Origin of the sequence: Dermacoccus barathri, from assembly GCF_015070805.1 — a bacterium.
Taxonomy (GTDB): Bacteria; Actinomycetota; Actinomycetes; order Actinomycetales; family Dermatophilaceae; genus Dermacoccus; species Dermacoccus abyssi.
In genome coordinates, this window is the sequence record NZ_JADCTK010000001.1 from 216,209 (window position 1) to 241,581 (window position 25,373).

The following is a 25,373-nucleotide window of genomic DNA, read 5'->3' on the forward strand; positions in this document are numbered from 1 at the left end:
CACCGCTCGCAGTGGCCGATATGCGTCCCGCCCCAGCCGAACGAACAGCCACGCAGTTGGCTGGTCAGAGCGAGCCACCGGTACGGGCTCACCCCGCGCCAGTTCCTCACTGCAATGCACATCCCCGGCAATCCCCCAGGGAGCGGCCTAGAGCGAGTACTGCTCGACAAGCGTTCGGGATTTTATGCCGTGCTCGGCACCGAGCCACCCGAGCCCGTGAAGATCCCGCTGATCGACGACGGGCGTCTCTCAGAGTCGGTGCCCAAGAACACCTCCAGCAGATACTGCCCCGAATGCCTCGCGTCAGGGTTCGGTTGGTCGACACTCTGGCAGCAGCCCTGGACATTCGCATGCCCCCACCACCACATCGCCCTCATCGCAACCTGTCCATCCTGCGGTCAGCGGCCGTGGTCGTCATCGTCTTGGGGCGGACGCTTGGCTGGCCAAGCGTGCTGCACCGAACGTGAGCCCAGGCCCAAGGGCGGCACATCGCAACGGAGCATCCGTCCCTGGTGCAACGGCAACCTCGGCGACGCAGCCCAGATCCCGGTTCACGATGCGGCCCTGCACGCCCAGCAACGACTCCTCGTTCTCGTGGACGCGGCGCACCGGGACCCGGGCGGCCCAAGGAGCCTTGGGCCGTGGTCAGCCACCGCCAGTCAGCACCTACACACGTTTTGCGCACTCCTGCGACTGTCCGTCGCTCAGGCCCGCTCAGCCTCCTCCTGGGCCGACCACCTCGCCCGAGCCAGCGCGGCATTTGACGATCTCAACCAGACCGACGGCAGCGGACCGACCATCAACCTCATGCTCTCGGACCACCAGACCACCGGGCTACTCGGACCCCGATCACAGGCGCTCCGCAGTGACCTCGGCCCCATCCTGGTCGCCGCCGGGATTCGCAACATCGCATCCGCCATCCCACCGAGCTCCCGACTCACCTTCCGAACAGCCCGCGCATGGGCCGCCCACCCACCGGAGTGGACCTCACCTCGGGACCACGGGCAGCACATCCTCCAAGAACACCAGACAGAGCCCCTCCTGCCGCCCGCAAGCTGGGTCCCGCAGTCTCTCTGGACTATCGCCCTACGCGCCCACGACGTCCAAGAAGACGACGGGCCCGTGCTATCCATGATCTTGCTGCGACTAGGGCGGACTACGCCATGGAGCCACATCGCACTCGAACTCGGACTGCCCGCCACATTCCAACGCTCCGCCGGAACCCGACTCCGGTCCCTCCACCATCATCGTTGGCCAAATGTCCTGCAGGACATGGAGGATCTCTTCACCCAGTTGCGACAGGCACCGCCGCCGATCAACTACAGCGCACGGCGGCGCGCTGCTCACAGCGTGGCCGAACTTGCGAAGGTGGTCGGCGCGCACCGCGATGATGATCTCGCTGGCCTTCGCCGATTCTGGGAGGTGTTCACGGGAGGCGACATCCGCTTGGCCCCCCATCCGCTGGGGACGCCAGGAGGAACCTCAGCGCATCTGGAACATGTCGCACAAAGGCAGCACCTCGACGACGCACACGACGTCCTATTTCGGCAGTACCACGAACGCCTAATCGGTCATCACGGGAACACCGTCGATGGCCCCCTCACCTGGACGCCGCCTTGAAGAGTCGCCCGGGACTACCCAGCAGACGCAGCGCAGGCCGCGACCATGACCCGTACTGCCAGAACGTCCGACAACTGATCAGCCGTCTGGTTCCCATCATTTCCGCGAATGGACGCGAGCAGGACCTTGGGGTCATGGACCCAGCGACGAACCTGCGAGAAGACGGATGGGCCCACCAGCGATTGACTTGGAGTAGTCAACGCAACGACTTGCGCGAAGCGCTCATCCACACCTGCGGGCCGCTCTCGAAACTGGAGGACCTCAACGGCGCAGTTCCCCGACAAAACCTCCGGACGACCTGGAACCTCACCCCCGACGATCTGTTCCCATACGAACCTCTCCCCCGCCGCCTTGCAGGCGAATTCCCGCGGACAGTCGGTTGAGGCGTCAGCCAGCATCCGACTCCCTGGCCTGTCCAGAGTCTCCGGCGCAGGCTGCACTCTCGTCGTCGATGAACTTCGCGGTACTGGTGGCCGGTGACAGGTCGAGGCGGCGTAGGAGCTGGGCATTGAGCGCGACAACGACGGTAGAGGCGGACATGAGGATCGCTCCGACGCTCATTGGGAGAACGAATCCGATGGGGGCGAGGACGCCTGCTGCCAGGGGCACGGAGATCAGGTTGTAGCCGGCGGCCCACCACAGGTTCTGCTTCATCTTGCGGTAGGAAGAGCGGGAGAGGTCGATGACCGAGAGCACGGAGCGTGGATCCGAGCTGGCGAGGATCACCCCTGCGGAGCCGATGGCCACGTCGGTGCCAGCGCCGATGGCGATGCCGACATCGGCTTGAGCCAAGGCCGGGGCGTCGTTGACGCCGTCGCCGACCATCGCGACCTTCCTCCCTTCGTCCTGGAGCGCGGCGACCTTGGCGGCCTTGTCCTCTGGACGGACGCCGGCGAACACGCGGTCGATGCCCAGCTCGGCGGCGACGGTCTGGGCCACGGCCTCAGCGTCCCCGGTGATCATCACGACCTGGGCGCCGGCAGCGTGGAGGGCGTCGACGGCAACGCGGGACTCGGGCCGGATCTCATCGGCCAGGCGCAGTGCGCCGATGACTGCGCCGTCCGCCACGACGTGCAGGATGATCGCGCCCTCCTCGCGCCAGGCGTCCGCGACGGGGAGCTCGTCGAGGCCGTGCTGCTCCAGGAGGTGGGGGCCACCAACTTCAACTGTCTTCCCGTCCACGATGGCCCGCACCCCCACCGCGGGTGAGGAGGAAAAGTCACCTGCTCGCGGGACCTCGAGCTCATGGGCGCGAGCGGCGCTGACGATGGCGCGGGCCAGCGGGTGCTCGCTGTCACTCTCGGCGGCCGCGGCCAAGGCGAGCACCTCGTCGTCGTCGCGACCCTCAAACGCCTGGATGGCGGTGACGGTGGGCTCGCCCTTGGTCAGCGTGCCGGTCTTGTCGAACAGAACGGCATCGACGGTGCGCATGGACTCCAGCGCCAACCGATCCTTGATGAGAACACCGCCACGGGCGGCACGTTCGGTCGCGATGGAGACCACGAGCGGGATCGCCAAGCCGAGCGCGTGGGGGCAGGCGATGACCAGGACGGTGATAGTGCGCACCACCGCGTCATCGGGCATGCCGAGCAGCGACCAGACAACGGCGGTGATCGCTGCGGCGCCGAGGGCAAACCAGAACAGCCACCCGGCCGCGGTGTCGGCGATGCGCTGAGCGCGGGAGGAAGACGCCTGGGCGTCGGCCACAAGCTTTTGGATCCCGGCCAGGGCGGTGTCTTCGCCGGTCGCTGTCACCTCCACGCGCAGACCGGAGTCGGTGGCCACCGTGCCCGCCACGACGCTCTCGCCCTTGCCGCGGCGCACGGTCTTGGACTCGCCCGTGACCATCGACTCGTCCATGCTCGCGGAACCATCGACGATCCGTCCGTCAGCAGGCACAGCTGCACCGGGACGAACGATCACGACGTCACCGACCACCAGCTCGGCAGGGTCGACCGTGACCACGTCGTCGCCCTCAAGACGCTCGGCCTCGTCGGGCAGGAGCGCTGCCAGAGAATCCAGAGCCGAGGTCGTCTGGGCTAGGGACCGCATCTCGATCCAGTGACCCAGGAGCATGATCACCACCAGCAGGGCCAGCTCCCACCAGAAGTTCAGCTCGTGGTGGAGGACGTTCAGGCTGGCGCCCCAGGAGGAGATGAAGGCCACGGTGATGGCCAGTCCGATGAGCAGCATCATCCCCGGCTTGCGGCTGCGGATTTCGCTGACGGCGCCGGTCAGGAAGGGCCAACCACCCCAGAGGTACATAACGGTGCCGAGCACGGGCGAGACCCAACGAACCCCTTCCCAACTGGGGAGGTCATAACCGACGAGGTCGGCAAACATGTCGTTAAAGCCGACGACCGGGACTGCCAGGACGAGCATGATCCAAAACAGGCGACGGAACTGCCCGACATGGTCACCGTGACCTGCATGCCCGCCGTGATCAGCTTGGCTATGGCCTGTGTCGTGATTCTGATGGCCCGCGTGTGTGTGCCCGGGACTGTCCGCTTGGTGCGAGTTGCGCTTCTCGCGCTCGTCTAATCCCGGTGCTGACATGTGGTCATGGCTCGAGCTCATACGTGGAAGTTATACCCCCTAGGGGTATAAGTCAACGCGCGGTATCCCGCTCCCCGACGGCGGTCGCCACCGGGGAGCGGGTCGGGTGAACATGGCTTGGTGCAGCTACTGACGTGCGCGGGGAATCACCACGCCAGCGACAACTGCGCCAACCAGAGCCGCGACCGCAGCGACGAGGAAGGCCGTCTGAAATCCAGACGCGTCGGTGCCGGCAAGGCTGGCAGCGGCCACGCTGGAGACGGTGGCCACTCCGATGGAGGCGCCGAACTCGTGGAAGGTGCTCAGCAGGCCGGAGGCGACGCCGGCCTCGCTGGGATCAACCTGGCTCAGGGCGGTGGCCGCGGCGACGACGAAGATGGCGCCGATGCCCAGGGCGCCGACGGAGACCCCGAGGACGGTGGCCAGCGTGGTGGACCACACAGCAGGGACGAGGAGCCCTGCGGCAGCGACGCCCAGTCCGGCCACGCCGGGCCGCCGAGCGCCCACGGTCGCGATGAGACGGCCAGCGAGGTTTGCGCCGAGCATCGTGGTCAGCGCGATCGGCAGGAACAGCAGCCCGGTGATCAGAGGCCCGTGACCTTCTCGACCCTGGAAGTAGAACGTCCCCAGGAAGAACACCGCGACCATCAGGGCCGTGCCGATGAGGATGACGAAGACCCCTGCGGCCACTGAGCGGCGACCGATCAGGGCGAGATCCATGAGCGGACTGCTCGTCGTGCGCTGCCACACGGCGAAGGCGAGGTAGAGCACGACGGAACCAGCCACGAAGCCACCGGCAGCACCAGCGCCCCCGGGCTCACCCGCACGCACCAAGCCATAGATGAGCGAGGCCGTTGCCGCGGTGACCAGCACAGCGCCCAGCACATCCAGACGAGCCCGCTCCTGCGTAGCGCGCGGCATGGCGGGCAACAGCAGGACGAGCGCGACGAGGATGACCAGGCCGACCGGGATATTGACGAAGAAGACCCACTGCCACCCCGGTCCGGCGGCGATCAGCCCCCCAAGGAGCACACCGATCGCCGCCCCGCCGCCACCAAGGGCCGACCAGATCCCCAGGGCGCGGTTGCGCTCCTGGCCCTCGAAGAGGCGAACGACCACCGACAGTTGCCGCGGGCGAGAGCAGCGCGGCACCCACCCCCTGTCCGACCCGGCCGGACAGCAGGACCTGCCCGCTGCCTGCCAGCCCGCACACGAGCCTCCGACATCACCCTGGTACGCGGCGATCTGCGCGCCGCGGCCGATGCGATCCGCCTCTCCCGGCGCACCCTAGGCACGATCAAGGGCAACCTGTTCTGGGCGTTCGCCTACAACGTGGCCGCCCTGCCTCTGGCCGCGGCCGGGCTGCTCAACCCGATGCTCGCCGGCGCCGCGATGGCCTTCTCCTCGGTCTTCGTCGTCACCAACAGCCTGCGCCTGCGCGGTTTCACACCGACTCATGACCCGGCAGAGCTGCCCGGGGATGCCGCAGAGCCAGCAACCAGCGCCAGCGGCGACCCGCGCACCCCAATCCGCGCCTGACCATCCATCTCGCAAGCGCACCCGAACCCTCCGGGACGAAGTGTCCCGGAAACCACAGAGAAATGAGGCCATCCCATGGCCACCAACAGCACCTACACCGTCTCCGGCATAACCTGCGGAAGCTGCGCGAGCAAGGTCACCGACCACGTCGAGCAGATCGACGGCGTTACTGATGTCGCCGTCGACACCTCCACAGGGAGTCTGATGGTGACCACCGACGCGCCGGTGACCGATGACGCCGTCCACACGGCGATCAAATGAGCCGGTTACACCGTGGACACCGACCACGCCTGACCCTATGGCGATACCTACCTTGCGTGCCCGACGGCGCAGTTCCTAGACTGGTGGGCATGCTCCCCGACAGCAGTGTCGCGTTCACCCGCAGGGTGGCCGCACACTGTCGGGCCGGTGAGCCCTGGTTCTGGTGGCATTGGCGACCGCGGTTATTGCTGGCCTGCTCGCTATGCACGGGTTCTCCATCGGCCACCATTCCCCGGTCGTCGGATCCGAGCAGCACGCAAGTGCATCGATCGACCACGCGGCAGAGTCGCCGCCCGCCAATACGGGAGGCGAGCACTGCCCGCCCCTCGCCTGCGATGGCCCCGGCGCCATGGCTGCGATGTGCATATTCATGCTGCTGTTCTTGACGTTCGTGATGCGCGGACGACGTGGCTCCCCGTGGCGCTGGCGTCCCTCGTGGCTACGCGCAGGGACCGATCATCCGTGGCTCCGGCCGGGAACCATGGCAGGCGTGTCATTGATCCGTTTGTGCACAAGCCGAACGTGAGGCATTGATCTCCGCTTGATGACGCACCTCGCGACATCAAGCGGAGCACTCCTGCCCACTCAATCGGAACTCAAGACAAGGAACGATGACACATGCGCAAGAACACCACGATCAAGGCACTGACGACCGCCGCTGCGGCCGCGCTCGTCGTCACCGGCTGCTCCAACGGCGCAGGCGGCTCGCACGACGGACACGACGCCACCAGTACCAGCAGTAAGCCCTCGGCACAGTTCAACGACGCCGACGTCCAATACGCCAAGGGCATGACGATGCACCACGAGCAGGCCGTCGAGATGTCCGACATCATCCTCGAGAAGTCGGGAATAGACCCCGACGTCGTGAAGCTGGCCAAGCAGATCAAGAAGGCCCAGGGCCCCGAGATCAAAGAAATGCAGTCCTGGCTCAAGGACTGGGGCCAAGACGGCTCCACCATGGACCACGGCGGCTCCGACGGCATGGGCATGGACCATGACGGGATGCTGAGTCCCAAGGACCTGACGAAGCTGAAGGATGCCAACGGCGAACAGGCTTCCAAGCTCTTCCTCGACCAGATGATCGAGCACCACCGAGGGGCCGTGAAGATGGCCAAGGAGCACCGTAAGGACGGCAAGAACTCGGACGCCATGCAACTGTCGGCCGACGTCATCCGCGACCAGAACGCAGAGATCAAGGAGATGCGCGAGCTGCGCGCCTCCCTCTGATCAGCCCCTGCCAGTGGGCCCGGCCGAGCATGGCTTGCCGGCCCACTGGCAACGACACAGAAAGTTCTGATCGATGCCTCCCGAAACATCCACAGCCGGTCGCCAGCTCAGCCGCCGGACACTCTTCCTCCTGACCGGCGCAGGGTCGGTGTCACTACTGACCGCTTGCGCAGATGACCGTTCAACGTCCTCCGCAAGGGAGACGACCTCACCCCCGGCGAAATCGGCCGGCCATGGCGTTAACCCGACGCGGTTGTCGATGACCGTCTACAAGGACCCCTCGTGTGGATGCTGCGGCGGCTGGGTCGAGCATGCTGAGAACAACGGGTTCTCCATCACCACCGAGCAATCCACGGCCCTCCACGAGGTGTGGGCGCGCCACGACATCCCCCTGGACCTTCAGTCATGCCACCTGGCCCTCAACTCAAATGGCGAGGTCTTCGTTGGGCACGTCCCGGCACGCTTCGTGCTGGAGTACTTGGCTGACCCACCGAAGGGCAGCCGTGGCCTCAGCGTGCCAGCGATGCCTACGGGCAGCCCAGGCATGGAGCATGGAGATCAGTTCGACCCCTACGAGGTGCTGTTGGTCACCGACGGCAAGCCGCGCGTCTTCGCGGACGTACGAAAGCAATCACAACAGCAGGCCTGACGAGAGCAGCTCCCTTGTCACTCACGTGAAGTCAGGCCGTCCACGACCAGCCGAACTGCGTGCTGCACGATCACGGCTAACTGGAAGAAGTCAGTCGCCCAATGGCCCGGGGCCACGTCGTGATCGTCATCGTCGAGGCCCGGCACGTGCTTTGGCCAGGCCCATCCGTGTGCCGTGCCGGACCAGACATGCCACACCCATGCGAGGTGTTCACGCAGCGCGCCAAGGTCTCCGGACTCTTGGTACTCGGAGCCAACCAGCACTCGCGCCATGCTGTCAGCCATTTCCAGGACCATCGCCCCCTCACCAGCGCCAGATCCCCCGATATTGCGGCGTGCTGTCTCCAGCGTGAGCACCAGATCGGCCGGCGGGCGCAGACCGATCAGACTCTCGAACTCCGCGAACTCCCGGGTTGACGACAGATGGCTGCCCGCTTGGCGTCGCAGTACCGTTCTGGCATTCGCAACCCGGATGTCCGGATCGGGAGCCCCGAGCACATAGACGATGTGCGCGCTGCTGACCAAGGCCGTACGCGAGAGTGACACCGCAACTGAAGCTCGGGGCTCAATACCCTGACGGAAAAGTTCAGCCAGGTGTAAGACGCACCCAACGGCAGTGCGTTGTCCCGTGATGCACGTTTCGGTCACCGTGATGTTGCTGCCCACCAGCGAGTCGATCCGCGCCAACTCCGAACTCTCATGCGAAGGCCACGTCAAGGCGTCGAGCATCGGCTTGTACGACTCCGTGACCGCCAATGTGTGACGCAGCAACTCAAAGTCTGCGTCCGTGTCGTAGCCCAATCTGCTGACCATCGGCTCAGCATGGCGCTGCGGCACCCGCCAGGCAACACCTCACCGCTCGGCTCAACTCGGCAGGCAAGGCAAAGAACGGGACAACTTAGTGGGACGGAACGCGTCCCACAAAGTTGTCCCACCGCAGGTCAGAGGCCCTGTCGCTCGGACAAGCCGAGCGGGAACCTACAATTTTTCGGCGGGACGGCGGGGCGGGCCGGTCGGCTGAACAACTCCCAAGATCGGGCGAAACGCAGCACGCGGGCGTCAGTCTCGCGATCGGTCCTCGGCGAGGTACGTCTCCACCGCCCGGGCCGCCTGACGAGCAGCGCGGGAGGCTCCGATCGTGCTCGCCGACGGCCCGTAGCCGACGAAGTGGATCCGCGGGTCGAGCGCGGCCGTCGTCGCGCCCTGAATGTTGCCCGGCACCCGCTCGAGCGCGATGCCACCGGCTGACGAGCGCAGGTGCAACGGCGCGAGGTGGTCGATCGCGGGCCGGAAACCCGTGGCCCACAAAATGATGTCGACCCGCTCGAACCGGCCGTCAGCCCACCGCAAGCCCTCGGGCTCGATGCCCTCGAACATCGGCAGCCGCCCGTCGTAGGCGCCCAGCCGCGACGCCTCGTACTCCTGTGGCCGCAGGCTGAGCGCAGTACCCGAGACGACGCTCTGCGTCGGCAACCCCTGCACCGCGCGCTCCTCGATGCCGGTGACGACCTCGAGGCCGTCGAACCCGTCGCGCCAGACAGGCTCGCGCCGCGTCACCCACACGATGTCGGCGATCGGGGCGATCTGACCGATGAACTGCACCGCCGACGCTCCCCCGCCGATGACGGCCACCCGCTTGCCGCGGAAGTGCTCCGGGCCGGGGTAGGTGACGGTGTGGAACTGCTCGCCCGCGAAGCTCGACGCGCCCGGGTACGCAGGAACGAACGGTCGCGTCCACGTGCCCGTCGCGTTGACGAGCGTCCGCGTCCGCCAAGTACGGCCGTCGTCGGCCGTGAGGACGAGCGGGCCCTGCCGCGCCCCGTCCTCCGCCTCCACGCGCGTCACCTTGACGGGCCGTTCGACCGGCAGGTCGTGTTCGCTCTCGTACTCACCGAAGTACTCCGGAATGACGACGTTCGCCCGCTCCGGTGAGCGCCCGGGCGCGGTTGAGTCGGGCAGGTCGGCGACTCCGTGGACGTCGTCCATCGTGAGCGCGTCCCAGCGGTGCTGCCACGCCCCGCCCGGGCCGGAATCGCGGTCGAGCACGACGTGCTCGATGCCCCGCCGCTTCAGCGCATAGGACGACGCCAGGCCACCCTGACCGGCTCCGATGACGAGGGAATCGTGGATCACGCACACGAGAACGCCGCCGATCGTGCGGTTATGCCGTCACCGGCCGCACTGATTACCGCCGGGTAGGCTCTTCGGGCAGTGGGGCGATCGGCAAGCCCACCCCATCGAGACGACATGCAGAGGGTGACGAACACGTGAGCGCACAGGCCGTTGCTGCCGACGAGAAGGTGCAGGGCGAGAACGTTACCGTCCGTCGCGTGCGCCGCGGCACGACCCAGGCCCGCGTCACCACGCTCAAGGGTCCGGCAGGCCGGGACTTCGTCCTGCTCGCCGGCATCGGCGTCGCCTCGAACTACTACGTACGCCTCGCGGCGGACCTCAACACCACCGGTTCGGTCCACGCCATCGACCTGCCCGGGTTCGGCGGGGTGCGTCACCGCGACCGCGCGCTCGACATCGGCGACTTCGCCGAGATCGCGGGCGCCGTCATCGACGACCTCGGCCTCGACGACCCCGTCGTCATTGGTCACTCGATGGGCGCTCAGGTAGCCACGGAACTCGCCGCCCGCCGCCCCGAGCTCACCTCGCTCGTCCTCATCGGCCCTGTCATCGACGCCGACGCCCGCACCATCCCCCAGCAGATCCTTCGCCTCGCGCACTCCGCGCTCTACGAACCGGGCGCGGTGCGGGTGCTCGTCGGGATGTCGTACGCGATGTGCGGCCCGCGCTGGATCCTCAAGACCCTGCCTCGCATGATGCGCTACCGCATCGAGGAGCGCATCGGCGCCGTGCAGGCCGACACGCTCATCGTGCGCGGCGACCACGACGCGAACTGCCCTCGCGAGTGGGCCGAGCGCCTCGTCGAGCTCGTTCCTCGCGGCCGAGCCGTCGAGGTCGACAACGCCGCGCACTCCGTCATGTACCGCCACGCGCACGAGGTGGCGAAGCTCTGCCTGCTCCACGACGGGGGCGAAGAAGCCGTGCGCGAGCTCGAGCCGCCGAGCAAACCGCGCCACCCCGCCATGCGGGTGCGCGGCGTCGCGATGAACGTCGCCGGCATGGTGCGCGGCGACGACGCGCTCATCGCGCGCGGCATCGTCACCCAGCGCCACGCCACCGACATGGCCGACTGAACCAGCCGCACCAACACAGCTCGGCCCCGCAACGGCGAACGTTGCGGGGCCGAGGTGCGTCCACAGGTCAGTTGACCGTGAACTCCTGCGAGGTACCGGTGTAGGGCGAGACCTTGCCGTTCCAGCCGTTCGTCCAGTCACCCGTCTGCACGAGGCGGTAGGTGCCTGCGGGGACGTCGCCCCGGATGCGCCAGTCCACCGTCGTGCGCGAGTACGAGGCGCCCTCGCGCTTCCACGTGTAGGACGTGTCCCAGTCGCGGTCGGTGAGGTAGGTGACCCACTGCGAGCCCTCCTTGCGCTGCACCTCGAGGAAGCTGCGCTGCGTGCGGAAGTCGTTCTTCGGGTGACCGCCGCGGAAGACCGCCGTCGCCGTCTCGCCACGCGAGTAGGAGGCCTTCGGCTGGGTGAGCACCTGGCCGAACGACTGGCTGAGCGGCTTGTCGTCGAGCACGACACCGGCGCGCGACGCGCCACCGGACTTCGTCGTCGGCGTGACCTGGTTGCTCACGCTCGTCCCGTCACGCATGGCCTTGGCCAGGCCCGAGTACTCCTGGAGGAAGGCACCGAGCTGGTTCGGGCCGAACTCCGTCGAGGCACCCTCGTAGTGCTGCTTTGCGTACTCCTCACGCGTCGTGAGGTAGCCCATGTAGGAGTTCGTCAGGCCTGCGACGACGACGTTGTCGACGCCCGTACCGGCGAGCTGCTTGCTCACCTCGGCCCGGATACGGCGACCGCTCATCGTCGTGGCCTCGGCGGGAACACCGACGAGCGCGACGTTGCCGATGCGCAGGATCTGCACCGGAGCCGCCGTCGGGGCCATACCGAGCTTGCCGTCCGGCAGGAGCACGGCTTTCTCCTCCTGGCACGCGTCGTCGGCACCGAGGATCGTCGTGAGCGACGCCAGCGCGAAGCGTGTGAGCCCACCGAGGGCCGAGGTGTCGATCTTGTTGTACTTGTCGGTGACGCTGAAGCTGCCCTTCGTCATGCCCTCGTAGATGCCGGGGATGTCGGACGGGCCGTTCTCGGCGCCGGCCGCGAACGACCAACCGCGAGCGGGCTTGCACAGCTTCTTTTCACCGGCGCCCTGCGTGTACTCGCCCTTGACCGTGTAGTCGCCGAAGTTGGCCCAACGCCCACGGGAATCGATGGGACCAGTTACCGGGGTCGACGGGCCGTTCCACAGCTGCTCGCCCCGCGTGTACTGGCGCATTCCGTCGATCTCGGTGTTGACGAAGTCGTCGCTCGAACCACCGAAGCCGGGCGCCGACTTCGAGTTGCCCTGCGTGGAGACGACGTCGCCCTCGTCCGAGCTGGCGAACGCCGCGACGAAGGTCTTGGCCTTCGTCGGGTCGGACTTCATCTTCTTCTCGAACTCGTACTGCGCGCGGCCCTTCGTGTCGCCACTGATGTGCGTCGTGTCCTTCGAGAACTGCGTCGGGTGCGTCGAGAACCAGTTGATCATTCCGACCGGCTGACCCGACGCGGACGTCAGCTTGAGCACCGTCATCGTCTCGTTGACGTTCGAGTCGAAGGAACCGGCGTCCTTGTTCGCCTCGTACGCCTTCGCGGAGCGGTTCTTCGTCGCGCCCGAGAGGTTGCCGCTCGTCACGGAGATGTTGCCCGGCTCGACGTTGGCGTCCGCGCGCTCGATGGAGGCGACGATGCCGTTGACCATGGCATCGAAGTTGCGCTGGTCGTAGCCGGAGCCCGACTTGTCGGCCCCGGCGATCTGGTAGAGCTTGTCGTGCGACTGGCCGGAGTTGGCGACGTGGGTGTGCGTGGCCGAGAGCATGACGTTCGAGTCGTCGTAGCGGCTGCCGTACTTGGCCTTGAGCTTGTTGACGACGCCCAGCTTCACCGACTGGAACATGGCACCGGCGTCGGCGCTGACGAAGACGACGCGCTTGCCCGTCTTCGGGTCCCCCATGACGTAGGCGTGCGAGTACAGGCGCTCCTGGAGGCCGTTCATCTCCTGGTTGGCCGCGTATCCGAAAGCACCGGTCTCGGCCACCGCGCCGGTGATGTCGTAGATGCCCGCACCCACGAGGTACGGGGCGTTCGTCTCGGCCGACGCCGCCGGAGCCCCGGCGAGCGAACCCGCCGTGACGGCGAGAGCGCCCATCATCGCGAGCGCCGAGACCCGCTTGCTCTGCTTCTGCATTCCGTTCGCCTTCCTCTGTGACGCACGACACGTCAACGACCCGCACAGGTTATCCCGGACGTGCGATCAGTTAGGGGAAATGTCACGGAAACGTGGACGACCGCGCCGGGTGTCCCCCGACGCGGTCGCTCACGTGGCGCCCGGAAGACCGGTCAGGCGCCGATGGCGTTGAGCGCGTCGATGTCGCCGGGCTCGAGCGTGACGTCGCCCGCACCGCAGTTCTCCTCGAGGTGCGCCACCGACGAGGTGCCCGGAATGAGCAGGACGTTCTCGGAGCGCCCGAGCAGCCACGCGAGGCCGACCTGCGAAGGCGTGATGCCGCGCTCCTCGGCGATAGCCTTGACGGTCTCGTTCTCCGTCACCTTCGGCATGCCCGGGAAGGCCGAACCGAGCGGGAAGAACGGCACGTAGGCCACGCCTCGCTCGGCGCACAGCGTGAGGGTGGCTTCGTCGTCGCGGGCGAGCAGGCTGTAGGGGTTCTGCACGCAGACGGCGCCGGCGTCGATGCCCCGGGCGGCCTCGTCCCTCGTCACGTTGCTCACGCCGAAGTGCTCGAGGAGGCCGTCGTCGACCAGTTCCTGCATGGCGGCGAGCTGGTCGTCGAGCGGGCAGTACTCGGTGCCCGGGTCGCTCATCTCGTCCTTCGGCATGACGCGCAGGTTGACGACGGGGAGGCGCTCCACGCCGAGGGTGTCGAGGTTCTCGCGAACCGCTGCCTTGAGGGCGTCGGGGTGTTGATCGGGCAGCCAGTTGCCCTGCTCGTCGCGGCGGGCACCGATCTTGGACACGAGGACGAGGTCGTCGGCGTAGGGGTGCAGCGCCTCACGGATGAGCTCGTTGGAGACGTTCGGCCCGTAGAACTGCGACGTGTCGATGTGGTTGACGCCGAGCTCGACCGCGCGCTTGAGCACGGCGATGGCTTCGTCGTGGTCTCGTGGCGGCCCGAACACGCCGGGGCCGGGCAACTGCATGGCGCCGTACCCGACGCGAGCGACGGAATGGCCTGCCAGTTCGTAAGTCGTCATGGCTCTATTCGACTACTCGCAAGCGGTCGACGAAAGGTGGCGTCCGTTCGATTTCGGTGGGCGGGACGGGCCTCGTCAGCCGAACAGGTCGAGGTGCCACAGGGCGGAAGCGCCCTCGAGCAGCAGCCAGAAACGTGCGAATCGTCCCACGAGGACGGTGGAGAGGAAGATCGTCATGCTCATGCGCACGCTGCCCGCGACGACCGCCATGACGAGCAGCGGCGGCAACCCGACGAACGACGACGCCAGCATGATTCCGGTCGACAGCAGCGGCTGCTGCGTGAGCCGGATCGACCACCGCTCGTACGTCTCCCGACGCTTGCCCTTGTAGAGCTTCTTCTGCAGCCACGTCGACTCGGTGCCCCGTGCACCGAGCACGTACCAGACGACCTTCCCGAGTGTCTGACCGGCAGCGGCGACGAGGGCGAGCCCTACCGTCAGCGCAGGGTCGGAGCGCAGCCCGATGACGGGCAGATACGCCTCGACGTTGAAGAACGGCAGCAGCGCCGACGCGACACCGACCCCGAAGGCCAGGAGCAGCGCCGTCACCGATCACTCGTTACGGCAGCTCCATTGGTTCCGGTGGTTCCGGTCTCTGGCGCCGAGTGCGCTGCGCCGGTGAACGGCGGAATCGGCAGGCCGATCGCGAGGAGTCGGCGCAACGACACGACCTTGAGCACGACCAGCGCGAGCGCGATGACGAGGCCCACCCACATCGACCCGGTGAGGAGCATGAGGACGACGACAGCCGCAGAGTTGACCGCCTTCGCGGGCTTTGACCAGTTCCACGTGAAAATCGTCCGGTCGACCTGGAAGAAGTAGTTCGGCGAACGCACCCACCAGGCGAGGAACGCGATCGACAGGAACGCGTCGATCGTCATGAACTGGAAGAGGTAGATGAAGATCGGCACGACGAAATCGTGGTGCAGCCACGCGAGGCCGAGGTAGACGGGCGCGCAGTTGACGCGGTCGCACAGGATGTCGAGCACCGCGCCGATGCGCGTCTCGCATCCGAGTTTGCGAGCAACAGCACCGTCGAGGATGTCGCCGACCCAGTAGATGCCGAGCGCCGCCCACAGGAGGTGCTCGTCACGTCTGACCACGGCGAGCGCCGCCACCGCGAGGGAGGCGATGGTACGCACGAACGTGATGACCGTTGCCGGGGTCCAGAGTCGTTCGGCGACGGGGTCGGCACCGTAGCGCTCCACCAGCGTCATGCCTACCTCGTCTCCTGTGCGTGCGACGAGGCGATCATGACACGCACGAACGTCCCAATCACACGCCACGCGGCGTCGAGACGCGTTCGCAACCTCCCGTTCAGCCGCGGGGCGCGTACATGATGACGGCGACGCCCACGAGGCAGACGAGCGCGCCGACGATGTCGTAGCGGTCGGGGCGGAAGCCGTCGAGCGCCATCGCCCACAGCAGCGAGCCCGCGACGAAGACCCCGCCGTAGGCCGCGAGGATGCGCCCGAAGTTCGCGTCCTGCTGCAAGGTGGCCACGAATCCGTAGATGCCGAGCGAGACGACACCCGCGCCGATCCACGCCCAACCGCGGTGTTCGCGCACGCCCTGCCACACGAGCCAAGCGCCGCCGATCTCGGTGAGCGCGGCGAGGGCGAACAGGGCGACGGAGCGCAGGATCGTCATGTCTGCATCGTCTCAGGCGTCACTCGAGCACGAGGTGCTGACGTCCGTCGATCAGTTCGCGGGCGGCATCGAGATGGCCCGCGTGAGTGGCTGTCTCCGTGATGACGTGCAGCAGCGCATCGCGCAGGTTCTCGACGTGGCAGGGGCCCCACGCGTCGCGCCACTGCAGTGGACGTGCTTCCAGTGACATGCCGGCGATGACGGCGTCGGCCGCGCGGCACTCGCGCTCGTACAAGTCGAGGACGGTCCCGGGCGTTTCGCGCTCGGGAACCTGCCACGCGTCGTCAGCGAGTCGAACCCCTTCACCGGCCATGACCCAGCGGAACCAGAAGCGTTCGACGTCGAGCGCGAGGTGGTGGACGGCACCCAGGAGGCTCCAGCCCGAGGGAAGCGGGGTCTTGCGGGCAGCGTTGTCGTCGAGTCCCTCGAGGCAGCCACGCACGTGGCCGCGCTGCTTCTCGAGGTAGGCCATGAGCACCGGGCGTTCGTCCACGGAACCAAGTCTGCCGGATTCGTGAGCGGCTCCGTCAGAGCGAGATCAGGCCGCGCACGAGCGCGCTCGCGCCGCCGATGCCGGCCAGGAGCATGGCGAGCGCCTTGGCCCGCTCCGTCGGAACGTGGCGTGCGAGCCCGCTTCCCATCCCGATACCGACGAGCACGAGCACGACCACGTACGGCAGCAGCCACAGCGGCGGCAACTCGTGGACGCCCGTCGAGCCGAGGAGCACCTTCGCGGCCACCGAGACGGCACCCATCGTCATGAAGATCGGCTGGAGCGTGGCCGCGAACGACGTGTGCTCCCAGCGCGTCAGGCGCGAGTGAATGACGAGCACCGGCGCGGACACCCCGCTGACCGTGTTGAAGAAGCCGCCGACAACGCCGGCCACGGGCGTCGGCCAGGCGCGGGTGACGTGGGGCAGGCGGCCGAGGCGATCGGCGAGCGCGGTGAACGCGATGGCGCCCAGCACCGCCGCACCCACGACGACCTGCAGCCACGCGGCCGACGCCGCCCTCACGACGAGCGCGCCCACGACCGCGCCGGGCACGACACACGCACAGATGACGGCGGCGCGGCGCCAATCCACCTGGCGGCGCAGGGTGAGGGTGAGCAGCAGCCCCGAGACGGTCGTCGTCGCGTTCGCGAGCAGGACGCCGGTAGCCGCTCCCATGACGAGGGTGAGCGTCGGGGCGAGGACGAGACCCATGCCGGAACCCGAGAGTCGTTGCAGCACAGCACCGATGAGGATGGCGCAGGTGACGGCAGCGAGCGTCGTCACGGTGAGATCCACGAGACCATTGAACACCGATGGACGCGCGCCACAAGATTCCCCGTTTGTGAGGCACGGACGAGGTCGTCACAATGAGCCGGTGCATGACGTACTCGATCTCCTCCGGCGGCGACTGGCGGCCGGCTCCACGCCCGGCTCGCGTGACGACGACGCACGCCTCGCTGTCGTCCTCGAGGGCGGCAGCTCACGTGCCGCGTACGGCGGCGGCATGGTGGCCGAGATGGAGGAGCGTGACCTCCTCCCGGCCGTCGACGCCGTCTACGGAACGTCCGCCGGAGCGCTCAACGGGGCCTGGCTCGTGTGCGGCCGCGCGCGAGCCAACATCCACGGCTGGTGGGCTCCCGAGAGCATGAACGCCACCATCCGACCGCGAAACGCGTTGCGCGGAAAGCCGGTCGTCGACACCGACGTCATCGTCTACGACCTGTACGAGAACGTCACGCCCATGGGCTTCGAGGAGATTCTCGCCAGCGACGTCGAGTACCACCCCATCGCCACGGCCGCAGCGACGGGCGAATCGGTCGACCTCGTGAACACGATCCACGACAAGGCGAGTTTGCAGAACGCCATGCGGGCCACGGCCCGTCTGCCCGTGTTGGGCGGGCCGCCCGTCGAGATCGACGGGGAGTTGTACATCGACGGCGGCATCAGCGAGAACGTGCCGATCGAGACCGCCCTCGAGCAGGGTGCGACGCACGTGCTGGTGCTTCGTACGAAGGCGCCGTCCCTGGAGATCTCCCCCGACAAGCGCATCGAACGTCAGCTCGTGGCGCGGTGGATGACGCGGCACGCGCCCGGTTCGGCCGGCGCGTGGAAGCGTCGCGCGGAACGCAAGGTGGAGCTCGAGTCGCTCATGTACGACGACCCGCGCATCCTGCAGGTCTCACCACCCGCCGACGTGGCGCGCATCTCCGTCGTCGGCCGGGCTGAGGACGTTCAGCGCCGCGCCGTCGAGGACGGCCGGCGCATCATGGCCGATCTGCTCGACGAGGCAGACGTCGCGCGCTCCTCCACCTCGGAAGCCTCGCACGGGCCCCACTGACCCGCTCCAGACGGCCCCCAGACGACGAACGGCCGGTGAGGAGTGAACCTCACCGGCCGTCCGTCGTTCGGAAGAAACGTTGCCGCGTCAGCGTCGGCCGCTGCGCGAGTTAGCGGAGAACGACGCCGCTCCCCCACCGCTGCGGCCACCCGTGGCCGACCCGTTACGGCGCGAGCCGCCGCGGGCTCCGCCGCCCTGGCCGCCGCGTTCGCTCGAACCCTGCGACGCACCGCGACCGGAACCGCCGCGCTTCTGGCCCGAACCGCGCTGGCCACCCTGCGCGCCCTGGCCGCCGGAACGCCCCGAACCGCCCTGACCACCACGGCTGCGACCGCCGGAGGATGAGCCGCCCCTCTTCGAGGGCTGCTGGACGGGCGCCGTCGGCATCGCCGCAGCCACGGCACTGGCGTCGAGGAGCGAACGCTCACCGGGCGCGAGTTCCTGCAGGAGCGGGTGCGCACTGTCGACCGACGTCGTCGTCGCGGTGATCTTCGCCGCGCGCAGGAGCGACTTCACGTCGCCGCGCTGATCCGGCGTCATGAGCGTGATGACGGTGCCCGCCGCGCCGGCGCGTGCCGTACGTCCCGAACGGTGCAGGTAAGCCTTGTGCTCGGCCGGCGGGTCGGCGTGAACGACGAGCGACACGTCGTCGACGTGGATACCGCGCGCCGCGATGTCGGTGGCCACGAGCGTGCGAACGCTGCCCGAGTGGAAGGCGTCGAGGTTACGCACGCGGGCGTTCTGCGACAGGTTGCCGTGCAGGTCGACCGACGGCACACCGCGGGCGGCGAGCTGCTTCGACAGCTTCTTCGCGCCGTGCTTGGTGCGGGTGAAGACGACGGTGCGCCCCGGCGCGGAGACGAGGTCGGTGAGGACGTCCATGCGCGTGTCCTTGTCGACGGCGAGCACGTGGTGCTCCATCGTCGCCACCGGCGAGCTGGCCGAATCGGCTTCGTGCGTCACGGGGTTCGTGAGGAACTTCTTGACGAGAACGTCGATGCCGTTGTCGAGCGTCGCCGAGAACAGCAGGTGCTGAGCGTCGCTCGGCACCTTCGAGAGGATGCGCTTGACGCCGGGCAGGAAGCCCATGTCGGCCATGTGGTCGGCCTCGTCGAGCACGCAGACCTCGACGTCCTCGAGGTTGCAGAAGCCCTGACCCATGAGGTCCTCGAGGCGTCCGGGACACGCGACGAGAACGTCGACCCCGGCGGCGAGCGCCCTGACCTGCGGGTTCTGGCCGACACCACCGAAGACGGTCGTGAAGGTCAGGCCGGCGGCCTCGGCGAGGGGACGCAGCGAGTCGGCGATCTGGTTGGCGAGCTCACGCGTCGGTGCGAGGACGAGCGAACGCGGCTTGTACGTGCGCGTTTCGTAGCGCGTCTCGTCGAGGCGAGAGACGAGCGGCAGGAGGAACGCGAACGTCTTGCCCGAGCCGGTACGGCCACGGCCGAGAACATCACGGCCACCGAGGGAGTCGGGCAGCGTCGCGGCCTGGATGGGGGTGGGCGTGGTGATGCCCAGCTTGTCGAGCGTCTTCGACAGGACGGCGGGCACGCCGAGATCGGCAAAGGAAGTCAAGAAATCTCCGAACACATGGATTCACCCGCGAGGCGTAACACCTCGCGTCGCAGGCGAACTCGTTGTTCTCACGATCACCGGGTCGACGGGCGAGAAACGTCGCCTCCGGCCGACCGGCCACCTGCTCGAACGGCCAGTCTACGCGCTGTACAGGCAGACTCCTGTGTGCCGCCGCTCACGTCCCGGGCACCCCGGACGCGTGAATCGTAGCCGTCGGCGCCCCATCCTTGTGTGCCCATAGGCTGGGCAACGCACCGCACACGTGCCTAGGCTGCACGCAGACCAATCCGTCCACCGCGCCCGCCCGAAGAACCTGACGGCACGCGATCCGCGTGCCGAGGACGCCGACAGCACAAGGGGAATTCGATGGCCGCCATCGCCCACACACCAGCCCGTCGGTTGGACGATCACCCGCCCATCAGCCGTGGTTCGCTCACGGTGGCCGGCATGTCGACCATCATCGAGTGGTACGACTTCACGCTGTATCTCTACATGACGACGGTGATCTCCCGCGTCTTCTTCGGGGGCGGCACCGGCGGCACCGCCGCCACGTTGCTCGTGTTCGCATTCACCTACCTGCTGCGCCCGGTCGGCGCGGCGGTGTTCGGTCACATCGGCGACCGGATCGGGCGCAAGCCGGTTCTGCTCATCTCGATGGCGCTCATGACGGTCGCGATGCTCGTCACCGCACTGCTGCCGACCTACGCGTCGATCGGTGCGACGGCGGGCTGGCTCATGATGGCGATGCGCTGCCTCATGTCCTTCAGCGTCGGCGGTGAGTACTCCGGCGTCATCACCTACCTCGTCGAAGGTGCGGAGCCGAAGCGTCGCGGATTCATCACGTCGCTGGCCTCGGCGGCCAGTGAGGTCGGCGGTCTCATGGCTGTCGGTCTCGCCGCCCTCACGACGTCGTTCTTCACCGGCCCGGACCTCGACTCGTGGGGCTGGCGCATCCCGTTCTTCATCGGGGCGATCATGGCCGGCGCCACGCTCCTCATGCGCTCGCGCATGGACGAGTCGCCCGTCTTCGAGGAGGAGGACGAGGACGACAAGGCGACGAACCCCCTCGTCGAGGTGCTTCGTGTCGAGCCCGGCGCCGTCGCCCGCGGCTTCGCTATCTCCGCGCTCGGCTCGATCACCTACTACGTCGGCATCGGCTATGCGCCGACCTTCCTGCAGAACGCCGGCAAGTTCAGCGAGAGCGACGCCCTGTGGCTCGGTACCGCAGCCGCGGTCGCCGTCATCCTCGTGACGCCCTTCGCGGGCATGGCCGCCGACCGCTTCGGGCGCCGCCCGATCCTGCTCCTGTTCGGCGTCCTCGCGGCGGTGACCTCGCTGACGATGTTCCAGCTCATGGCCTCCGGCAGCCGAGGCGCAGCGCTCACCGGAGCACTCGTCCTCGCCGCTGTCGCCGGTGGCTGGAGCGCCGTCGCCGCGTCGACGATCGCCGAGCAGTTCAAGTCGAAGGCACGCATGTCCGGCATGGCGCTCGGCTTCACGACGGCCACGGCCATCTTCGGTGGGTTCGCCCCGCTCGTCGGCGAGCGCCTCATCGAGATGACCGACTGGAAGCCCGCCCCCGGCGCGATGATCGCGGTCGTCGCCCTCTGTGTGCTGCCGGTCGTCTGGTATCAGAAGGAGACGGCCCCGGCCGTCGTCGAGAACGAGACACACTGAGGCAGGCCGCTACCCCAGCATGCGGGTGGCGGACGAGAGATCGGCGGGCACGCGGTAGACGCGTTGCTCGCCGTTCTTCGTCACGGTGACGACGAATGCGTCACCCTCCTTCGTCACGTTCTCGACGGTGGCGTCCGGGACGAGCGAGCGGACGGCCGTCGTCACGTTGCGCACCTGCGTCGCGGTGGCGGTGTCGCTGAGCTCGGCCCGCGCGGCGGCACTGGCATCCGTGGCCCACGACGCGACGACCGCTTGAGCCCCTGCTCCGAGGGCGACGAGCGTGGCCGCGACGGTCAGCGTGACCGTGGCGAGCGTGCGGATGGGGCGATGACGGTGAAGCGTTCGTGTCATGGCGGTTCTCTCCTTCGAGGTTGTCTTGCGAATGAGCGTCACCGTGCCCGCTGTGGCGCCCCTGTCACCGCCGTGTCACCCGCATGGGAGCCGCCGCCGGACCTTCGTCCCGGCGGCCCCGGCTCGCAGCGGGGGTAGTCTGCGAGGTACCGGACGGGCGCATCAGCGCAGCCGTTCGCCTCTCGTGAGGACGAGTGACATGAAGAAAATCGTCGCGTCGCTGTACGCGCTGTTGAGCGCGAGTGTCGTGGCGTGCGGCTCCCCCGAGGCCGCCGTGACCGACTCACCGTGGTCGTCCGTCGCCACAGGCATGAGCGGCGACTGGGGTTGGCGACTCGTGCAGTCGACGAAGGGTGAGCACCGTTGCCTGGGCCTCGTCGCGGGACGCGACGGTGAGGTGCCCTCGACGAAGGCCGCGGGACGCGCCCTCGCGCAGCCGCGCAAGGATGACGACGTGCGCGCCTCCGGCTCGTGCTCCTTCGTCGCAACCCTTTCGAAGACGACGACACGCGACGTGAAACTCGAGCTCGACGACACCTCCACCCTGTCGGCGGGCATGGTGTCGGCCAAGGCCATGACTCTGCTCGCGGGAACCGTCACGACGCCGACCCAACCGATCGTCGACATCGAGGGACTCCCCCGGGCCCGCTACTGGCTCGCACCGAATCTCGACACGAGCGGCACCTTCGACCTCCAGGGCGCCGACGGTGCGGCGGTCGCCTTCAGCACGCCCCTGTGATCACGCCTCGTGGGCGCACCCGCGAGTTGAGACAATGCCGGACGTGAACACGAGCGACGTCCCCTGGGCCATGCAGATCGCGCTGCGCGTGGAGAAGAGCGACCCACCGAGCGACATCGACGCCTGTGAAGCGGCCGCTCGCGCGTGCGTCGGGCTGATCGTCGAAGCGGAGCGCCGGGCCGCCGCCCCGCTCGCTGAATCGGACGAGGCTGTGGTGGACACCTCGTGGCTCGAGGCCGTCGACGCGTGGCGCGGCATCGCCATCCGCAAGATCGTGCGGCGCGCCCGCGGCAAGCGCTGGGACGACGCGCAGACCGTGCCCGGCTTCACGTGCACGCAGGGCCGCGCCGAGGCGCGCGCCTTCGTCCCGGCACCGGTCAAGCCGCTGCCGCCCGAACTCGCGAAGATGCAGGTCGAAGGCACCGCGCTGCCCGAGGGTGAGAGCACCACCGAGAACGCGATGGTGACAGTGCGCATCAGCCCCCTCGTCGAGATGACGAGCGGCAAAACGGCCGCACAGTGTGCCCACGCGGCGCAGCGGGCGTGGGAGGCGATGACGCCCGACGAGCGCAGCCGTTGGGCGAACGACGGCCACCGCGTGCGGGTCGTGCGCGACACGGAAGCGGCTTGGGCCGCCGACGCGGGCCGCGTCAGCATCATCGACGCCGGCTTCACCGAACTCGAGGGCCAGCACGAGACGACACGCGCGAACTGGTGAGTGCGAGGCGTTCGGCTTGAGCGTCGCGTTCCCCGTCCGGGGCGAGGCTCTCCCACATGCGCGACTCCTCGCGCATGTGGGGAGGTCAGAGCCCAAGGGTTCCCCACTCGCGCGGCATCTCGCGCATGTGGGAGGCGCCGTGACCGCCCCCATCTGTCCACGGGGTCGCAGCAGCCCTTGGTGATTCGTTGAACGTTCAATAGCCTGGGTCGACACCCCCTTTCGAAGGAGCAGGTATGAAGATCGGCGTCGTTCTCGGATCCATCCGTGACACCCGCAAGGGCGAACTCGTGGCGCAGTGGGTGCTCGACCAGTCATCCGCACGTGACGACGCCGAGTTCGAGCTCATCGACCTCGCCTCGTTCGACGTGCCGCTCCTGACGAGTGCCACCCTCCCGGCCCAGGCGAACCGCTCCTACGACAACGAGCAGGTGACGGCGTGGAGCAAGGCGATCGACGCGTGTGACGCGTACGTCTTCGTCACGCCCGAGTACAACCACGGCGTGCCCGGCGGTTTCAAGAACGCCGTCGACTCCCTCGGCCCGGAGTGGCAGAGCAAGCCCGTCGGCCTCGTCTCCTACGGCGCCGACGGCGGCGTGCGCGCCGTGGAGCACTGGCGCCAGATCCTCGCCAACTTCCACATGATCGTCGTGCGCCAGCAGGTCTCGCTCCTGCTGTTCAGCGAGTTCACCGAGAACGGCCTCAAGCTCGAGGACCGCCGCGCCGGCGAGCTCACCATGCTGTTCGACCAGGTCGTCTCCACGGCCAAGCGCTGCGCCTGAGCGGTTCCCCTCACGGCCGGTCGGCGCTCGCGGACGGCGGGCCCGGCGCACTAGGGTGCGTTCACCCCATCAAAGGATCCACCCATGTCAGCCGCACCGCGCCTCGTCGTCGATCCCGACGTGCTCGAACGCAACATCGAGACGATGGCGGCCCGTGGGCGGCGCGCCGGGCTCCCGATTCGGCCGCACGCCAAGACACACAAGATCCCCCGGATCGCCGCCATGCAACGCGACGCCGGCGCCCGGGGTTTCACGCTCGCCACGATCGGTGAGGCCGAGGTCTTCGCCGCGGCGGGCTTCGACGACCTGTTCATCGCCTACCCGCTCTGGGTCGATGCCGAGGACGGGGCAAGGCTCGCGCGGTTGAGCGAGTCGGCGCAGATCACCGTGGGGTGCGACAACCTCGATGCAGCCCGATCCCTGCGTCGCCATACGGGCGCCGCTTCGCTGCGCGTGCTCATCGAAGTCGACTCGGGCCAACACCGCAGCGGCGTGACGCCGGGCGACGCGGGCGAGTTGGCGGCTGCCGTGGCCGGGCTCGGCCTCGACGTCGTCGGCGCGTTCACCTTCCCCGGGCACTCCTACGCCCGTGAGGCGCGCGGCAGCGCCGCCCAGGACGAGCGCGCCGCTCTCTCACTGGCTGCCCAGGCCATGCGAGCCAAGGGCGTCGAACCGAGCGTGCGAAGCGGCGGGTCGAGCCCGAGCATGGCGTTCGTCAGCGACGGGCCGTCTGCTTCGTCGGGGCGAACCTCACCTACCTCGTTGACGGTCGGCGAACCTGCACCCGCCGACGCGGCCTCGTCGGCGCCCACCGAAATGCGGCCTGGCGCCTACGTGTTCAACGACGCTCAGCAGTGGGAACTCGGGGCGTGCACCGCCGAGGACATCGCCCTCACCGCGCACGGCACCGTCGTCAGTCACGCGGGAGGACGCCTCGTCGTCAACGCCGGGAGCAAGGTGCTCGCCCCCGACAAGGCGGCCTGGGCCACCGGTCACGGGCGTCTGCTCGACCACCCCGACGCCCGCATCGTGCAGCTGTCGGAGCACCACGCCGTCGTCGACATGGGCGGTTCGTCGTTGCCCGCGCTCGGCTCGACCGTGCGCCTCGTGCCCAATCACTGCTGCAACGCGATCAACTACGCGGACGAGGTCGACGTCGTGCAGGACGGGCGGCGCCTCGACACGTGGGCCGTGGCCGCCCGCGGCCTCAACGGCTGAGCGGTCGGAAGGCGTAGCGCTTACGCGGCGCCAGCGCACTCAGCCGCGCCGCTTGGACGCTTGGGCGCCGCCGCGGGCGAGAGAAC

Annotated in this window: 24 protein-coding genes and 2 pseudogenes; 13 read left to right on the plus strand and 13 right to left on the minus strand. The window is 68.2% G+C overall.

Annotated elements, in window-relative coordinates; translation table 11 throughout:
- Positions 1-114: 114 nt before the first annotated feature.
- Positions 115-363 (plus strand): annotated as a pseudogene (locus IM689_RS15110) (TniQ family protein); the annotation flags it as partial.
- A 909-nt stretch (positions 364-1,272) separates the two neighbouring features.
- Complete coding sequence (locus IM689_RS14495; protein WP_182434792.1) at positions 1,273-1,620, plus strand: hypothetical protein; 348 nt, start codon at positions 1,273-1,275, stop codon at positions 1,618-1,620.
- 387 nt (positions 1,621-2,007) lie between these two features.
- Here the strand turns inward: IM689_RS14495 and IM689_RS01025 are convergent, their stop codons facing one another.
- On the minus strand, positions 2,008-4,176 hold the full coding sequence (locus IM689_RS01025) for a heavy metal translocating P-type ATPase (protein WP_193642522.1): 2,169 nt from the start codon (positions 4,174-4,176) through the stop codon (positions 2,008-2,010).
- Between the two features lie 126 nt (positions 4,177-4,302).
- The gene (locus IM689_RS01030; protein WP_319803746.1) at positions 4,303-5,295 is read right to left on the minus strand and encodes an MFS transporter; all 993 of its coding nucleotides are present in this window, start codon (positions 5,293-5,295) and stop codon (positions 4,303-4,305) included.
- Positions 5,296-5,391: 96 nt separating this feature from the next.
- On the opposite strand from IM689_RS01030, the pseudogene IM689_RS01035 reads away from it, so the two are divergent.
- The 4 genes and pseudogenes from IM689_RS01035 to IM689_RS01050 all read left to right on the plus strand — a co-directional run.
- A pseudogene (locus IM689_RS01035) lies at positions 5,392-5,715 on the plus strand (heavy metal translocating P-type ATPase); the annotation flags it as partial.
- Between the two features lie 75 nt (positions 5,716-5,790).
- Complete coding sequence (locus IM689_RS01040) at positions 5,791-5,976, plus strand: heavy-metal-associated domain-containing protein (protein ID WP_193642523.1); 186 nt, start codon at positions 5,791-5,793, stop codon at positions 5,974-5,976.
- 618 nt (positions 5,977-6,594) lie between these two features.
- On the plus strand, positions 6,595-7,203 hold the full coding sequence (locus IM689_RS01045; RefSeq protein WP_193642524.1) for a DUF305 domain-containing protein: 609 nt from the start codon (positions 6,595-6,597) through the stop codon (positions 7,201-7,203).
- Positions 7,204-7,462: 259 nt separating this feature from the next.
- The gene (locus IM689_RS01050) at positions 7,463-7,852 is read left to right on the plus strand and encodes a DUF411 domain-containing protein (protein WP_182434790.1); all 390 of its coding nucleotides are present in this window, start codon (positions 7,463-7,465) and stop codon (positions 7,850-7,852) included.
- Positions 7,853-7,869: 17 nt separating this feature from the next.
- Here IM689_RS01050 and IM689_RS01055 read toward each other — a convergent pair whose 3' ends face one another.
- Both IM689_RS01055 and IM689_RS01060 read right to left on the minus strand, forming a co-directional pair.
- Positions 7,870-8,688, minus strand: coding sequence for a hypothetical protein (locus tag IM689_RS01055; protein ID WP_193642525.1), 819 nt, complete (start codon positions 8,686-8,688; stop codon positions 7,870-7,872).
- Positions 8,689-8,910: 222 nt separating this feature from the next.
- On the minus strand, positions 8,911-9,981 hold the full coding sequence (locus tag IM689_RS01060) for a flavin-containing monooxygenase (protein WP_193642826.1): 1,071 nt from the start codon (positions 9,979-9,981) through the stop codon (positions 8,911-8,913).
- Positions 9,982-10,118: 137 nt separating this feature from the next.
- Between IM689_RS01060 and IM689_RS01065 the strand changes: the two genes are divergently transcribed.
- Positions 10,119-11,057: an alpha/beta fold hydrolase gene (locus IM689_RS01065; protein WP_193642526.1), complete on the plus strand. Its 939-nt coding sequence runs from the start codon at positions 10,119-10,121 to the stop codon at positions 11,055-11,057.
- A gap of 67 nt (positions 11,058-11,124) precedes the next feature.
- On the opposite strand, the gene IM689_RS01070 is transcribed toward IM689_RS01065, so the two are convergent.
- The 7 genes from IM689_RS01070 to IM689_RS01100 all read right to left on the minus strand — a co-directional run bounded on the left by IM689_RS01070 (position 11,125) and on the right by IM689_RS01100 (position 17,182).
- Positions 11,125-13,218 carry a neutral/alkaline non-lysosomal ceramidase N-terminal domain-containing protein gene (locus tag IM689_RS01070; protein WP_227484346.1) on the minus strand — a complete coding sequence of 698 codons (2,094 nt, stop codon included), beginning with the start codon at positions 13,216-13,218 and terminating at the stop codon, positions 11,125-11,127.
- 152 nt (positions 13,219-13,370) lie between these two features.
- Positions 13,371-14,243, minus strand: a complete 873-nt coding sequence (locus tag IM689_RS01075; RefSeq protein ID WP_193642527.1) for an oxidoreductase — start codon at positions 14,241-14,243, stop codon at positions 13,371-13,373.
- Between the two features lie 75 nt (positions 14,244-14,318).
- Entirely contained in the window at positions 14,319-14,792 is a 474-nt protein-coding gene (locus tag IM689_RS01080) for a YqaA family protein (protein ID WP_193642528.1), read from the minus strand.
- The gene (locus tag IM689_RS01085; protein WP_193642529.1) at positions 14,789-15,460 is read right to left on the minus strand and encodes a CDP-alcohol phosphatidyltransferase family protein; all 672 of its coding nucleotides are present in this window, start codon (positions 15,458-15,460) and stop codon (positions 14,789-14,791) included. The genes IM689_RS01080 and IM689_RS01085 overlap by 4 nt, the downstream gene beginning before the upstream one ends.
- A 100-nt stretch (positions 15,461-15,560) precedes the next feature.
- On the minus strand, positions 15,561-15,893 hold the full coding sequence (locus tag IM689_RS01090; RefSeq protein ID WP_047310498.1) for a YnfA family protein: 333 nt from the start codon (positions 15,891-15,893) through the stop codon (positions 15,561-15,563).
- Between the two features lie 19 nt (positions 15,894-15,912).
- Positions 15,913-16,386, minus strand: coding sequence for a DinB family protein (locus IM689_RS01095; RefSeq protein WP_223059965.1), 474 nt, complete (start codon positions 16,384-16,386; stop codon positions 15,913-15,915).
- A 34-nt stretch (positions 16,387-16,420) separates the two neighbouring features.
- Entirely contained in the window at positions 16,421-17,182 is a 762-nt protein-coding gene (locus tag IM689_RS01100) for a sulfite exporter TauE/SafE family protein (RefSeq protein WP_319803748.1), read from the minus strand.
- 79 nt (positions 17,183-17,261) lie between these two features.
- Here IM689_RS01100 and IM689_RS01105 point away from each other — a divergent pair, with 79 nt between their 5' ends.
- Positions 17,262-18,224, plus strand: a complete 963-nt coding sequence (locus IM689_RS01105; RefSeq protein WP_193642530.1) for a patatin-like phospholipase family protein — start codon at positions 17,262-17,264, stop codon at positions 18,222-18,224.
- Positions 18,225-18,311: 87 nt separating this feature from the next.
- Here the strand turns inward: IM689_RS01105 and IM689_RS01110 are convergent, their stop codons facing one another.
- A complete protein-coding gene (locus tag IM689_RS01110; RefSeq protein ID WP_193642531.1) occupies positions 18,312-19,802 on the minus strand; it encodes a DEAD/DEAH box helicase in 1,491 nt (496 codons plus the stop codon).
- A 366-nt stretch (positions 19,803-20,168) separates the two neighbouring features.
- Here IM689_RS01110 and IM689_RS01115 point away from each other — a divergent pair, with 366 nt between their 5' ends.
- Positions 20,169-21,479 carry an MFS transporter gene (locus IM689_RS01115; protein ID WP_187036035.1) on the plus strand — a complete coding sequence of 437 codons (1,311 nt, stop codon included), beginning with the start codon at positions 20,169-20,171 and terminating at the stop codon, positions 21,477-21,479.
- Between the two features lie 9 nt (positions 21,480-21,488).
- Here IM689_RS01115 and IM689_RS01120 read toward each other — a convergent pair whose 3' ends face one another.
- On the minus strand, positions 21,489-21,830 hold the full coding sequence (locus IM689_RS01120; RefSeq protein ID WP_193642532.1) for a hypothetical protein: 342 nt from the start codon (positions 21,828-21,830) through the stop codon (positions 21,489-21,491).
- A 199-nt stretch (positions 21,831-22,029) separates the two neighbouring features.
- Between IM689_RS01120 and IM689_RS01125 the strand changes: the two genes are divergently transcribed.
- From IM689_RS01125 to IM689_RS01140, 4 genes are all read left to right on the plus strand, one after another.
- Positions 22,030-22,569 (plus strand): hypothetical protein, encoded by a 540-nt coding sequence (locus tag IM689_RS01125; protein WP_193642533.1) that lies wholly within the window; start codon positions 22,030-22,032, stop codon positions 22,567-22,569.
- 43 nt (positions 22,570-22,612) lie between these two features.
- A complete protein-coding gene (locus tag IM689_RS01130; protein WP_406565483.1) occupies positions 22,613-23,287 on the plus strand; it encodes a peptidyl-tRNA hydrolase in 675 nt (224 codons plus the stop codon).
- 236 nt (positions 23,288-23,523) lie between these two features.
- Entirely contained in the window at positions 23,524-24,069 is a 546-nt protein-coding gene (locus IM689_RS01135) for an NADPH-dependent FMN reductase (protein ID WP_193642534.1), read from the plus strand.
- 84 nt (positions 24,070-24,153) lie between these two features.
- On the plus strand, positions 24,154-25,287 hold the full coding sequence (locus IM689_RS01140) for an alanine racemase (protein WP_193642535.1): 1,134 nt from the start codon (positions 24,154-24,156) through the stop codon (positions 25,285-25,287).
- Positions 25,288-25,373: the final 86 nt, after the last annotated feature.

What these genes read in the sequence shown, in the direction of transcription:
- IM689_RS01120 (WP_193642532.1), bottom strand. Translation starts at nt 21,830, where the DNA reads ATGACACGAACGCTTCACCGTCATCGCCCCATCCGCACGCTCGCCACG.
- IM689_RS01140 (WP_193642535.1), top strand. Translation starts at nt 24,154, where the DNA reads ATGTCAGCCGCACCGCGCCTCGTCGTCGATCCCGACGTGCTCGAACGC.
- IM689_RS14495 (WP_182434792.1), top strand. Translation starts at nt 1,273, where the DNA reads ATGGAGGATCTCTTCACCCAGTTGCGACAGGCACCGCCGCCGATCAAC.
- IM689_RS01040 (WP_193642523.1), top strand. Translation starts at nt 5,791, where the DNA reads ATGGCCACCAACAGCACCTACACCGTCTCCGGCATAACCTGCGGAAGC.
- IM689_RS01090 (WP_047310498.1), bottom strand. Translation starts at nt 15,893, where the DNA reads ATGACGATCCTGCGCTCCGTCGCCCTGTTCGCCCTCGCCGCGCTCACC.
- IM689_RS01070 (WP_227484346.1), bottom strand. Translation starts at nt 13,218, where the DNA reads ATGCAGAAGCAGAGCAAGCGGGTCTCGGCGCTCGCGATGATGGGCGCT.
- IM689_RS01085 (WP_193642529.1), bottom strand. Translation starts at nt 15,460, where the DNA reads ATGACGCTGGTGGAGCGCTACGGTGCCGACCCCGTCGCCGAACGACTC.
- IM689_RS01115 (WP_187036035.1), top strand. Translation starts at nt 20,169, where the DNA reads ATGGCCGCCATCGCCCACACACCAGCCCGTCGGTTGGACGATCACCCG.
- IM689_RS01045 (WP_193642524.1), top strand. Translation starts at nt 6,595, where the DNA reads ATGCGCAAGAACACCACGATCAAGGCACTGACGACCGCCGCTGCGGCC.
- IM689_RS01075 (WP_193642527.1), bottom strand. Translation starts at nt 14,243, where the DNA reads ATGACGACTTACGAACTGGCAGGCCATTCCGTCGCTCGCGTCGGGTAC.
- IM689_RS01125 (WP_193642533.1), top strand. Translation starts at nt 22,030, where the DNA reads ATGAAGAAAATCGTCGCGTCGCTGTACGCGCTGTTGAGCGCGAGTGTC.
- IM689_RS01135 (WP_193642534.1), top strand. Translation starts at nt 23,524, where the DNA reads ATGAAGATCGGCGTCGTTCTCGGATCCATCCGTGACACCCGCAAGGGC.
- IM689_RS01050 (WP_182434790.1), top strand. Translation starts at nt 7,463, where the DNA reads ATGACCGTCTACAAGGACCCCTCGTGTGGATGCTGCGGCGGCTGGGTC.
- IM689_RS01025 (WP_193642522.1), bottom strand. Translation starts at nt 4,176, where the DNA reads ATGTCAGCACCGGGATTAGACGAGCGCGAGAAGCGCAACTCGCACCAA.